The sequence below is a fragment of the Caldivirga sp. genome (genome assembly GCF_023256255.1).
In the GTDB taxonomy this organism is placed as follows: Archaea; Thermoproteota; Thermoprotei; order Thermoproteales; family Thermocladiaceae; genus Caldivirga.
Genome location: NZ_JAGDXD010000043.1, coordinates 88,650 through 101,333 on the forward strand (window position 1 = coordinate 88,650; position 12,684 = coordinate 101,333).

General features: G+C 42.2%; 10 protein-coding genes. 2 read left to right on the forward strand and 8 right to left on the reverse strand.

Annotated features, from left to right (window positions below; all coding sequences use genetic code 11):
• Positions 1-5: 5 nt before the first annotated feature.
• From Q0C29_RS07020 to Q0C29_RS07030, 3 genes are all read right to left on the reverse strand, one after another.
• A complete protein-coding gene (locus Q0C29_RS07020) occupies positions 6-2,618 on the reverse strand; it encodes a DUF1854 domain-containing protein (protein ID WP_291999945.1) in 2,613 nt (870 codons plus the stop codon).
• 158 nt (positions 2,619-2,776) lie between these two features.
• Complete coding sequence (locus Q0C29_RS07025; protein WP_291999946.1) at positions 2,777-3,829, reverse strand: DUF354 domain-containing protein; 1,053 nt, start codon at positions 3,827-3,829, stop codon at positions 2,777-2,779.
• Positions 3,830-3,885: 56 nt separating this feature from the next.
• The gene (locus Q0C29_RS07030; RefSeq protein WP_291999947.1) at positions 3,886-5,133 is read right to left on the reverse strand and encodes an arginine deiminase family protein; all 1,248 of its coding nucleotides are present in this window, start codon (positions 5,131-5,133) and stop codon (positions 3,886-3,888) included.
• Positions 5,134-5,195: 62 nt separating this feature from the next.
• Between Q0C29_RS07030 and Q0C29_RS07035 the strand changes: the two genes are divergently transcribed.
• Positions 5,196-6,395, forward strand: coding sequence for a pyridoxal phosphate-dependent aminotransferase (locus Q0C29_RS07035; RefSeq protein ID WP_291999948.1), 1,200 nt, complete (start codon positions 5,196-5,198; stop codon positions 6,393-6,395).
• A gap of 105 nt (positions 6,396-6,500) precedes the next feature.
• Here the strand turns inward: Q0C29_RS07035 and Q0C29_RS07040 are convergent, their stop codons facing one another.
• From Q0C29_RS07040 to iorA, 4 genes are all read right to left on the reverse strand, one after another.
• Entirely contained in the window at positions 6,501-7,847 is a 1,347-nt protein-coding gene (locus Q0C29_RS07040) for a VWA containing CoxE family protein (protein ID WP_291999949.1), read from the reverse strand.
• Positions 7,831-8,970 (reverse strand): AAA family ATPase, encoded by a 1,140-nt coding sequence (locus tag Q0C29_RS07045; RefSeq protein WP_291999950.1) that lies wholly within the window; start codon positions 8,968-8,970, stop codon positions 7,831-7,833. Before Q0C29_RS07045 ends, Q0C29_RS07040 begins: the two co-directional genes overlap by 17 nt.
• A 77-nt stretch (positions 8,971-9,047) precedes the next feature.
• Entirely contained in the window at positions 9,048-9,635 is a 588-nt protein-coding gene (locus Q0C29_RS07050) for an indolepyruvate oxidoreductase subunit beta (protein WP_291999951.1), read from the reverse strand.
• A complete protein-coding gene (iorA, locus tag Q0C29_RS07055; protein ID WP_291999952.1) occupies positions 9,635-11,479 on the reverse strand; it encodes an indolepyruvate ferredoxin oxidoreductase subunit alpha in 1,845 nt (614 codons plus the stop codon). Before iorA ends, Q0C29_RS07050 begins: the two co-directional genes overlap by 1 nt.
• 254 nt (positions 11,480-11,733) lie before the next feature.
• Here iorA and Q0C29_RS07060 point away from each other — a divergent pair, with 254 nt between their 5' ends.
• Positions 11,734-12,231, forward strand: coding sequence for a molybdopterin-guanine dinucleotide biosynthesis protein MobB (locus Q0C29_RS07060; protein ID WP_291999953.1), 498 nt, complete (start codon positions 11,734-11,736; stop codon positions 12,229-12,231).
• 1 nt (position 12,232) lies between these two features.
• On the opposite strand, the gene Q0C29_RS07065 is transcribed toward Q0C29_RS07060, so the two are convergent.
• Positions 12,233-12,580 carry a twin-arginine translocase TatA/TatE family subunit gene (locus Q0C29_RS07065; RefSeq protein WP_291999954.1) on the reverse strand — a complete coding sequence of 116 codons (348 nt, stop codon included), beginning with the start codon at positions 12,578-12,580 and terminating at the stop codon, positions 12,233-12,235.
• Positions 12,581-12,684 lie beyond the last annotated feature (104 nt).

The window sequence follows — 12,684 nt, forward strand, 5'->3', positions numbered from 1 at the left end:
TGAAATCACACAGTGTCGGCTATTAGCTTAATGCTATCCTTATCAAGTCTCTTTAAGTCAATTTCATATACATTATCATGAATGTCAACTAACGTTAGCTTACTGTCCATGAGCATTACGTTCCTCCTACCCCTAGTGTTAACTACTACTTCACCATAGTTAGTCACTAAGTGCCACTCCAGCTCATCACCCTTAACATTAATTGCCTTAACACTGACCGTAATAGGCTTGAAGTTGTTTAGAGCTATTGCAGTCTCAAGTAGCTTAACTGACTCAGCATCAAGAACCTTATAGTTACTTAAAATGAACCGCTCCCTACCATCCTTATCATAGAACGCGACGTATTCAGGTTGAGATATTGGGAACGGTAACCTAGGTTTAAGATCCTTATAAACTTCCCCATTAACGACCAGTGTGACTAGACTCCTTCTACTTCCTGGCTTAACCTTAACGCTACTTGGTTCAAGCATAATATCCTTAACGTAATCCCTGAGCGTTAAGGCATTTCCATTATTATCATCATTCTTAAGAAGCTTTAACTCACCTGTGAATAATTCAAGCTGATCCTTAAACATATTGTAGAAGTACCCCCTCTTAGCTAATAATTCATTAGGCTTACCCTCCTCAATAATTTCCCCATTAGACATTACTATTACCCTATCAGCGCTCATAACCTCAACGAAACTGTGGGTTACGAAGATTGCTGTCCTACCCTTAGCTAAATTCATGATGGCTCTATAAACCTCAGCCTCATTAATAACATCAAGGTTCGATGTTGCCTCATCAAGGATAACGATATCCGGCTGCTTAATAATTGCCCTAGCAATCGAAATCCTCTGCCTCTGGCCGCCGGATAATGATGAACCCCTTTCACCTAAGTTAGTGTCGTAGGCTAGTGGTAACTGCATTATTTCATCATGAATCCTAGCAGCCTTACAGGCAGCTATTATCTCCCAAGGTTCAACACTTCTTCCACTACCATAGGCTACATTGTAGGCTACTGTACTATCGAACAAGGCCACCTCCTGTGGAACGTAGGCAATCCTATCCCTAAGGTACTGCAGGTCAATTTCCTTAATATTAACACCGTTTATCCTTATTTCCCCTGAATCCACATCATACATCCTAAGGAGTAGCTTAGATAGCGTACTCTTCCCTGAACCACTCTTACCAACCACGGCAACCTTCTCACCAACCCTTATCCTCAGGTTTATGTTCTTTAAGACAGGCGTATACTTATCGTAACTAAACCAAACATTACTGAACAATATGTCACCCTTTAGGTCAGGCTTCTTAGGTTTCTCAGGCTCCTTAACGTCGGGCTCAGCCTCCATTATCTCCCTAAGCCTATCCCCTGATGTCACTGCTTGCTGTATGAATGGTATTATGTTACTCAAGTTGTTTATCGGTCCATAGAACTGAGCCATGTAGGACACGAATGCCGTTAAGGTACCTAACTGGATAGTACCAGCAATAACCTGTTCACCACCGAACCACCACATCATGACTGTTGACAGTGATGTTAGTAAACCGAGGAATGGCCAATAACTGACGTTCATTTTAGTTACCTTAACCTGTGACTCATAAAGCCTATTAAGGAGTTCATTTAACCTACCTGACTCATAATCCTCCTTGGCGAAGGACTTTATAACCATGTAGTTGGGTATAGCGTCTGATAGGGCGCTGGTCACATCAGCGCTCCTCCTCCAATTCCTATGGTAAACCCTATGTGACTTCTTACGATACCTATATATCATGTAGGCTATTACTGGGGTTGGTAATAGTACGAATAGCGCTAGTTTAACATCCATTGTGAACAGTATTACGCCTATACCTATTAGGGTTAGCACATTAACTATGAGCGTTGGTAAGCCCCAAACCATTAACCATTGAGTGTTACCGGCATCATTAGTTAGCCTTGAGAGTATCCTACCAGTTGACATTCTATCTATGAAGGATGCTGAAAGCTTCATGACATGTGCAAACACCTTAGACCTAATATCATTCACAACCCTCTGCCCAACAGTGTTAAGTATGTAGTTCTGAGCTATTGATAAAGCCGTAACGGCTACATACGATCCTATTAATGTTAAAGTTAAATTATAGAAGAGCCTCATTGAGTGAGTCTTAGTTAAGAAGACGTTATCAATCAGTATCTTAAGCAGGTAGGGTGGAACTAGGTTAAGCATCGCTATGGCTATAGATAATATAACCCCTATAAGCATCTTATGCCAGTAAGGTCTCATGAAGTTAAGCAGCCAGAGTAATGTGCTCCTAACGTTAGATTTTCTACTTTGTCCAGCTAATGTAATACCTTCATAATGCCCATTACCGTTTATGCGTCCATTAACAATTATTGCAAACTTCCTAAACTCCTCAATGGGCTTCTTAGTGAAGTATGCGGCTTCAATTTCCTCGCCTTTTTTAGTAACAAGGATAAGCTTACCTATACCGATTCCATCCTCAACGTACACCCTCTGTATGTCACTTAGTTGATAGGATTCCTCTTTACCATCACTGCTCACTATTATTCTGTTATCATTGGTTAAGCATACTTCACTATTCCTGAACCTGAGGTCTTTATCTAAGTCGGAAATCGCCTTGAAGATGCAATCCATAAATGGTTCTTAGGCTGCCTTCAACCTTTCATATTAATAAACCTTTCTCCATTGAGCCTCAGTAAAATTGCACTAAAGCTTAATAATGAAGATAATAATGCATATACACTATAGTGAATACGAATTATATATAATAGTTAAGCAATTAAGAGTAAGTATTACCCCCTATGTTCATTAGCCAGTACATCGGCTTCATTGAGTATTAACCCAGTGGGGTCCTCAAGGTCCTTTATTAAACCCACCTTACCTATCTCCATTGCTTTACGTATACTGGATATTAGCCTACTTGGCTTAACCCTAATTAAGGGTGCACCAGCCTTAATAACATACTTATCAGTATAGTAGGTTGAGGGAAAGTACGATATTGATGGGACCCCCAGTAATGCAGCCTCCACAGCGAAGGTTGATCCACCAGTTATGACTAGGCTTGAGAAGTACGCTAATTGAAGACCATCAACTGGCTTACTTGGTATTATTACATTGCCATTACTTAATTCACGGTTAAACCTACTTGCCACTAATTCCCTCTGGTCATCATACCTAGGGAACACGATTACCTTGAAACCCTGCTTTAGGAGGAATCTAATAGCCTTAACGGCAATCCTAGATTGTTCACTGTATTTGTAATAGGCTGCCTTACTCTCCTCAAACCTGAAGACAACATACTTGTCACCATTTCTCAAACCCAATTGCTCAACCTCACTCCAATTCGGCTTAAACCTATAGACCCACATGACTTCGAAGACGCCATTAAAGAACTTAACCTTACCTTCCTCACCATGTGGAATATAGGCCATTAGCTTCCTCTTAGGTATGGCGATTGGTGCAATAACCCTATCAGCTAGGGGTAAGGTTAGTTTATTAACGTGGAAGGCATGGGCAGTGTCTGTTAACGCTATTGATGGCTTACCTAAACCGAAGGCAACCCTGAACGCGTCCGGTGATGTTAATGATATATGAACATTGAAGTCATCTACCACATTAATTAGTTTAAGGCTCCTGCTAAGTCCATTAACCAGCTTACTCCTAACATCCTCACCATGCTCGCCTTCGCAATACCCATTTACACCATACATCTTTAGCACATTAATGACGTAGTCGTACTTCCTACAAGTCACTATGAACCTATAACCCCTCCCCTCGCCTTCTAGCGCCAACACAGAGGCTATTCTTGCTTGTTTAGCCGTTAATGCGTCGAACCATACTAACATTAGTGGGGTAATGGGGTATAATTATTAAGCTTAGCTTCACTTAGGTTAAGTTATCGTTAAGATCTCCGTATAGTGGCTGTGGCGCAGTGTACACCACCATAACCACCCACTAGTTCACTGACGTCTATTGTTATGAAATCCACACCCTCATTAAGCACATCCGGCCTATATGGGAAAATATGCCCCTCACTCTTCATCTTCTCATAACCAGACTCCACGTACTGTAGTGTAGCTTGCCTAACTGGGTCATCACTACTCCGTAGTCTTTTAATCATTTTCTTAATATTCATCTCAATATTAGGCACTAGTATTCTCCTATCCTTAAGCGTCAGGAAATTAGAAGCGAAGGCTGCCTGCTCAATTACTGATAAGTTAATTATGTTGAAGCCCCTCTGCTTAATGTAATCAAGTAGAGTGGATTCACCCAACTTCTCTAACCCATCCTGAGCCCTCGCGTAGACAATAACATGAGTATTCTTCATTAATTCCTCGTTCCCTATTACTAAACCATCACCAGCAACGTTAAAGTATGTGTCTAGGTGCATGACAAGCATATCGTCACCCCACGGGTGCTTAGGTAACTTAGCCACTACCAACTCATCGAAATCCAGGAGACCCATTATCTGCTTAACACCATTGAAGCTGCTCCTCCAACCGTACCCAACGATTGCGAAGTCACCCATGGGCATGAAGTCTCCCCCCTCCAGGAAGCCAGGCTTAATCAGCTTGTATACTATTGGTGTATTTAAGGCCTTGAAGAATAGCTCAGTGATGGTTGGCTCAAGTCTCCTTTGAGGCATTCGCATCCTCCCAATTACTACACCCGTCTTAACCACTAATTGCTGATCCCTAGTGTAGTATAGGTTAGCCATTGGGTTTCTATTAATAATCCTAGCTATAGTATTAGTCTTAGTTCTCTTAATAATTATCAATGGTCTTAGTATGAGTATATTGAATAATGCTTCAGGGTCATATGAGGCTAGGTTCCTTAGGAAGTCTGTGTACGCATCATCACTTAAATCCCCCTTATACATTATTGATGACTTAACAATGGACACTACCGTCTCCCTGAACTCACTACTGTGCCTCATTCTTTGAATCACAATGCTTTTAAGCCTATGTACAGTGACTCCTTCGCTCATCATTACGTGCTCCATGTTTTGATGCTCATAGAGTGCCTCATCCATGCTGAACACCCCCTCGTAGAGGAAGGCTCTAGGGTAAAGTAATCCGTAGAACATTTCCACACCCGGCCTATGAACCATGACTTCGCTTAGCTTGTCCCATTCGCTTCTAACCAGCACCAGTTAATTGACTAGGCATAGCTTAAATAGATTATACCTAAGCCTAAACCAAGGTGAATCAAGTGCCTAAGCCGGCTAAGGGGTCAGAATACTTGAAGGGGTCAATGATTAGGGAGGTTAATACACTGGTTGATGAACTTGAGGGTAATGGGGTGGATGTGATCAAAATGCATATTGGACAACCTGGAGTACCACCTTCAAGTGAATTAATAAGCGAATTCACGGATCTACTCAGGGAGAAGCCCTTTGAGTTAAGCGCCTACTCCTCAACCCCTGGAATCCTGGAGTTGAGGGAGGCTATTGCTGATGACTACTACAGGTATTCAGGCGTTAAAGTATCATCATCCAATATTTCAGTGACCACAGGATCCTCAGAGGCCATAATAACGTTAGCCATGGCATTCCTAAACCCGGGTGATAAGGTTGTTTTACTTAACCCAACTTACCTACTGTATAAGCCCATCATGCAGTACTTCAACGCTAAGGTTACGGAAGTTAAGGTTAATATAAGTAATGATTTCAACCCTGACCCTGAGGAATTAAAGAGGGCTGTTGATAAGGGTACTAAGTTAATAGTGTTGGTTAATCCCGATAACCCAACTGGTTCAACCCTTAAGAGTGAGGTGGTTAAGACGGCTGTTGACTTAGCTGTTGATAATGATTCATTATTAATCTATGATGAGGCATACAGGCACCTTTACTACGAGGGTGAGCATGTATATGCTTTAAGATACAACATGAGTAATGTTGTTGCATTAAACACGTTCTCGAAGGATCCGGCTTTACCAGGTTGGAGACTTGGATTTGCGGTTGCTGATGAAAGCATACTCAACGTCTTCAATAGGGTTAAGCAGTACATTAATATTAATCCGCCAACCCCAGCACAGTTCATTGGACTCCTGTATCTTCGTAAGTATAAGGAGGATTTCATTAAGGAGACTATACCATTATTCAAGGAGAGGAGAGATGTAGTTTACAATAGTATTAGGTCCATGTTACCTGATGCTAAGGTACTCAAGCCTAAGGCTGGCTTATTCATGTTCCCTGACTTATCAAGGTATTTAAGCAAAATCAACATGAATGACCTAGACTTCTCCCTGCGATTACTGAGGGAGAAGCATGTTGGTGTTGTGCCAGGTTCAGCATTTGGTGATGGAGGCGCATTACACATTAGGATCAACTTCACGAGGGAATCAACAGATAGGCTTCGTGAAGGCGTAGAGAGGATTGCCGAGTTGCTGAGGGAATTATCAGTATTGTGAGCTTTAGCATCCGTTACGTAATTAACCTTAAGAATGGTTTAAATGATTGTTTAATGATTGTATTGCGGGTTAATTCACATGCGAGAATCAGATATTGAGAAGAGTTCATATCTTCCTCAGTACACTTATTAGTGATCTTGCGTTAAGGTTATATATCTTGGTTACCCTGGGTCCAAGCATCTCTAGGGCTGAGTGTTCATTCCCTATGAGTATTATCCTATAGTCACTGAAGCTTGATAAGCCCTGTTTAATCAACGCTAAGTCAAGTTCATCATCCTCCCCATCCGTTATTAGCACTAGTTTATAATTCCTTAATGCTGGGTTTCTACGTACATCATCGTATGCTACCCTAATGGCTGATGTTATGTTAGTCCCACCGAGTGGGACTAGGGATAGGAGAGTCTTTATTATATCCTTCTTATTCGTCATTAATTGGTATATCTGCTGGTCGAAGAACCTTGCCACAACCTCATGCCCCTTCATAACCATTACTATGGCTAATGCGGCCGCCCAAGTTATCTTACTTACACTACTGTACTCGAATATGTTATTCATAACTGTGTAGAACATGCTTCCACTCTTATCTATAACTAAATATATCTTAGGCTTCCTCATCATTTTCCTTTCCTTAACCGTTAAGCTTCCAGTAGCCAACTTATAGGCGTATATTGGCTTAGCGAACTTAGCCAGGGCCCTATTGGTTGGGGTTAGGTCCTTAACCTCATTAACCTTATCCATCCTCTTAATACCGGTCATGACACCCTTATCAAGCATTTCATTAAGTATACCCTCATCATACATGCGGCTTGACTCGGTTACGAGCTTAAGCAGTGAGTTAAGCATGTTAACTAACCTAGCCCTATATGGGTCTATGTCGGTGTCCAGTATGAGTTCAGCAACCTCATGACCTATTGCGGGTCCTAGAATTGAACGAGCCTTATTAATAGTGTCATTAACCTTCTTCATGTTACCCATGTAGAATGAAATCAATGATCTAATCTCCCTATCAAGCATGTTCCTGCTCTCCTTAGATGATTGTGATGACTTATTAGATGCATCCCTCAAGGCATTCGCAAGTCTCTCATTGCGTTCAATCCTATTAAGCATGTTAACGTATATTCTAAGTAACTTAACCGCCATTATCCTGGATAACCTACCATTTAATTTAGTTAACCTAGAGACCTCAGCGTATTGTTCACTATTAATATAGTTGCTAACGATCATTCTCCATAATGCCCTATAATTATTACTATCACTACCACTCCTAAGTATTGGCTGCCTGTAGTGTATGTAGAATGAGTCAGCCAGTATGTAGTTCCTTAATTTATCCAGGTTCGGTATCATGTGGCGTTTAGCCAGCAGGAAAACCTCCCTAAGCCTATACCGGGTTAACTCCTCATCGTAATCAACGTTAAGCAGTATACCGTAATCCTCCTCACTGCTCTGACCCATATATAGCACCCCTTAACCTCTGAATCAAGTACTCCGTCTCCTCTATTTCACTCATGTATAGGCTCAGGAGGGACTTATCCCACCTAGCCTTAAGCCTATTCAAAGTTTCCTCAGCCTCCTTAATCTTCTGAGCCGCCTCATTAATCATGTTATTGTTGAGGAGTGCCTTAGCCTCACTAACCAGGTCACTGACCTTAAGTAATTCATCGGGCAAGTGAGCGGTTAAGAAGGCATCATACTCACTCAACTGCTCCTTATCATGAACTAAGTAGCGGGAAACCTTCATGACTGCGACCTTAAGCATTGTTGCATTAACTTGACTGAGTGGGAAGCCTTGAATCATTAAGTAGGCTAAGGCATATAATGGAACCTTTATCCTAGTCCTATTGCTTATGGGAACGTGCTCAACGAAGTCAGCTATTATTGGTGAAGTAACCTTAGCAACGTCACTAATGTTAACGTAAAGGTGCCTAATTAGTTCATTGTACGTGTCGCGAATCAACTCCATGGTTGCCACAGGGCTTAAGTTCTCAGTCTCCCTACGAAGATACCAACCCTTAGTGAGCAATGCCTCAGTGTCCTCAGGTGCAGCGTACTCAGTGAATATCCTCAATGGGAATCTATCGTAAAGGGCCTGAAGCTCCTCCTCCTCAGGAATCCTATTGCTACTACCGAAAACAGTCCAAGTCTTAACGGGAATCACCTTGTCACCATCGTAAACCACCCTCTCGTTTAAGAGTGAAAGAAGAGTGTTCAGTATTGCGCTTGACGCGTTGAATATCTCATCAAGTAGTGCGAAGTCGCTCTCAACTATTGAATTAACGTAAATCCTCTCAACCTTACCCTCCAGTAGCTTAGCCACATCAATGGGTCCAAGTATCTCCTCAAGGTCAGTGAACTTAGTTAACTGCCTGTAAAACCACCTGGCGTTAAGTAGCTTAGACAATACGTAGACTAGGGTCGTCTTAGCAGTGCCGGGGGGCCCTATAAGTAGGTAATTCTCCCTAGCTAGGGTTGACATTAATATGCCAGTAACCTCATTACTATACTTGTAAAACATGCCGTTAAGCTTAAGGTACAGGCTCCTAATGTTCTCAATGCCTTTACTGCCCGCAGACTCCATAATTGTATAGGCGCTAACCCATTTATAATGGTTTGTGTTGTTTTCACTCGACAAAAGGCGTTAACAGGGGTTAGTTTTTATGAAACTGAAGAAGCTATACTGCGTCCAAGCCTAAAGGCTTTAAGGTTCTCTGAAACAGCCTTACCAATAACCTTAACAATAGCTCCCTCAATGGACTCAACACTAATTACCTCACTTACCCTGCTTAACGCATGCAACGCACCCAACATAACCATGTTTTCAAAAACCGGGTTTCCAATCTTCACTGCATAGTCGTATGCGTTTATAAAATAAGCCCTAGCAACCCTTCCCTTAACCTCAGCCTCTATTAACTCAGGCTTAGGTAACTTAACCTTAAGTATTGGGGGCGGTATTAACCTCTTGTTAGCTATTAACACAGTGGTCCTATTAGTGAAGGGTAATGACCTAAGCGCCTCAATTAACTCAAAGGCAACAACAATATCAGCCCCACCCTTAGGTATTAGTGGTGAGTCAACGTCACCTATCCTAACATGCACATCAACAGCTCCACCTCTTTGGCTTAGACCATGGGTTTCAGCCACCAATGCCCTAAGCCCAGAGTCCACTGCTGCCTGACCAAGAACTGATGCGAATGTAATTAAGCCTTGACCACCCACACCGGTTAAGTACACGTTAAGCCTCATTAGAGTTCACCCCACTTACTTACCCATTCTTCAGCGTTGCCAAGGGGCTTTATTGCATTATATGGGCAAACTTGAGCGCATACTGAGCAGCCTAAGCATGAGGCTGGGTCTATTGATGCCTTACCATTACTAAGCCTAATTATGGCTGGGCACGCTATCAAATTATAGCATATTCCACACGCCTTACATGCGTCGTAATCCACTGTGAACTTAACAATGAGTGAACCGCGCCCCCTTGAGGCTTCTAGGGCGCACGCCCTCTTCATAACCACTACTGCTAATTCCCCATCCTTAACCTTCCCCAATGCCTCACTCAACGTGGCCTCAGCATCCTTAACCTTGAATGGGTCAACAGTGTACACGTACTTAACCCCAATTGCCTTAGCCACACTGCCAATGTCAATAGCTTGCGTTGGGCTTGGTTGACCACCGGTCATTGCCGTAAACCTGTTATCCATTACGATGACGAGCATTGGCGCCTTATTATAGACAGCGTTAACTAAGGCTGGTAGGCCAGTGTGGAAGAACGTGGAGTCACCTATAATGGCTATAATGAATTGATTTCCACCAGTGCCTCTGAGTATACCCATGCCTAAGCCTATTGAACTACCCATGTTGGTTAGCAAGTCTTGCTCATTAAATGGTGGGTTTATGCCAAGTGAATAGCAGCCTATGTCGCCGCTGAATATTGGCTTAACCCTAGCCTTAGCGGTAGTTATCTTTAACTCATAGAATGAGGCTGCATGAGGGCAACCTGGGCAGAAGACCGGTGGCCTTGGTGGTGCTTCAATGTGTTGAGGATCATTACTTATTCTCTTTAACTCAACTCCAAGTGCCTTAGCTAAGCCTTCCTCAACATTCAATAACGTTAATTCACCAACCCTAGTGAAGAAGCCCTCAGACTTACCGTAAACTGGAACCCTAATGCCCTCATCATAGAGCACATCCTTAATCTGAAACTCAACCACTGGATCACCCTCCTCAACAACCACAACCTTATCAGAATTAGCTACTGCATTAGCTATAAGCTTCCTAGGTAAGGGCACTGGGGTGACTACGTTAAGTGTACTGACGTGAACTTCAAGATCCCTTAAAGCCTCCTTAACGTACTTATATGCAACGCCACTTGTAACAACTAGGACCTTACCATCATTAACGTACTCATGGGGCAGGTTCTCAACAGCATACTGAATATTTTCCCAACGTTTAATCAACTCCTCTTTAAGTTGCCTAACGTTTGATGGAACTAAAGCATGGTGTAGTGGATCCTTTAAGTAACCCTGAACGTAACTTGGCTTACCAAACTCGCATACCTTAACAGGCTCCCTAACGTGGGAAACCCTAGTAACAAGCCTCATTAAGATGGGGTGGTTAAAGCGTTGGCTCATATTCATTGATAACTTAACAAGGTCAGCCGCATTCTGTGGGCTATATGGTTCAACTACCGGAATATAAGCATGCAAACCCACCCATCTGTTATCCTGTTCATTTTGACTTGACCACATTCCAGGATCATCAGCCGTAATAACTAGTAGGCTATTCCTAACACCCGTGTAGGCGCTAGACATGAGCGGATCCATTGCCACGTTTAAGCCAACATGCTTCATGCTGACCAATGCCTTAGCACCAGCTAACGCTGCCCCATAAGCCACCTCATACGCTACCTTCTCGTTGCTTGACCATTCAACATAAGTTCCAGTCTCCTTAGCGTGATCAATTATGTACTCAATTATCTCACTACTAGGTGTGCCAGGGTAGCCAGCTGCAACTGCAATGCCTGCTTCTAAAGCTGCATGCGCAACCGCATGATTACCTAACATGAGTCTTACTGAACAATTAACCATCATTACATAGGCAATTTACGGTTTTTAAAACTATTGCTATAAATATAGTTTATATTTCAGTACATTAAATATATTTAAAGGCCTTGAACTCAAGGTTCATTAAGCGTAACCTCAGTGGCGGGAAGACCCTAGGCTTAATTAAACCACAATCTAAGTGAACGTTGGGTATGTGCAATGATCACTATACTGAACCTTGCTTAGGTTAAAAAGCTATAATTAATTAACTTCTCAGGAACCCTCACTAGGTGATGTTAATGGTTTCAATTATTGCGGTTATTGGTTTCAGGAAGTCTGGTAAAACAACCATAATTAGGGAACTCTTACATTCACTGGGGGATAAGGTGGTCATTATTAAGGATATTCATGATTATGGGCAGGAATTCGACTCAAGGAATAAGGATACGTGGATTTTCTCAAGGGAAGGCGCCTATGCCGTTGTTGGTCTAGCCCCAGACAAGACTCACATACTAGTTAACTCACCCATTGAGCTTAATGAGGTTATTCAACTAACGTTAAATGTGGTTAAACCAAGGTATGTGATACTAGAGGGCTTTAAGAATAAGATTAAGGATAGGAGTGATGTTATTAAAATAATCACGCTTAGGAGTATTGATGAATTAAGTGAGCTGGCTAATGGCGTTAAACCACCCATGCTAGTATACTGTGGCTTCTGCGGATGTAACATTAACGGCTGTATTAGTAGCATGGATCAATTGGTTAATGCGGTTTTAAGGATAATTAACGAGCATTAACTCATTGAGAACCCTTACTACGCATTGACTCAATCTCCTTCTTTAATTGTTCTATTTGCTTTCTTAACTCCTCAACCTCCTTATCCTTGCTGGACTGCCCATTATTAGTTTGAGCATTCTGTTGAACCACGGCTTGGGTATTCTGGTTAACCTGGGGTGGTGACTGGGGTTCTGTTGTTAGTTGCCTAAGCTCCCTCTCAACTTCAACCTGGCCCTTCTTAAACTCCCCCACAGCCCTACCCAAAGCCCTAAATAACTCAGGTACCTTATTGTATCCACCGAAGAGTATAAGCACCACCGCTATTACTATGACCCAGTCCCAAATGCTCCCAATCATACCTATCAACACTAAATAATGTTATCTAGTTAATAAACCTTACTTTCATGTGCTTGATAACTTCAATTAACTTAACTAGGCCCCCTCTCCATTTCAATTTCAATAGTTTACTAATA

What these genes read in the sequence shown, in the direction of transcription:
- Q0C29_RS07020 (WP_291999945.1), bottom strand. Translation starts at nt 2,618, where the DNA reads ATGGATTGCATCTTCAAGGCGATTTCCGACTTAGATAAAGACCTCAGG.
- Q0C29_RS07025 (WP_291999946.1), bottom strand. Translation starts at nt 3,829, where the DNA reads ATGTTAGTATGGTTCGACGCATTAACGGCTAAACAAGCAAGAATAGCC.
- Q0C29_RS07040 (WP_291999949.1), bottom strand. Translation starts at nt 7,847, where the DNA reads ATGGGTCAGAGCAGTGAGGAGGATTACGGTATACTGCTTAACGTTGAT.
- Q0C29_RS07045 (WP_291999950.1), bottom strand. Translation starts at nt 8,970, where the DNA reads ATGGAGTCTGCGGGCAGTAAAGGCATTGAGAACATTAGGAGCCTGTAC.
- Q0C29_RS07050 (WP_291999951.1), bottom strand. Translation starts at nt 9,635, where the DNA reads ATGAGGCTTAACGTGTACTTAACCGGTGTGGGTGGTCAAGGCTTAATT.
- iorA (WP_291999952.1), bottom strand. Translation starts at nt 11,479, where the DNA reads ATGGTTAATTGTTCAGTAAGACTCATGTTAGGTAATCATGCGGTTGCG.
- Q0C29_RS07060 (WP_291999953.1), top strand. Translation starts at nt 11,734, where the DNA reads ATGGTTTCAATTATTGCGGTTATTGGTTTCAGGAAGTCTGGTAAAACA.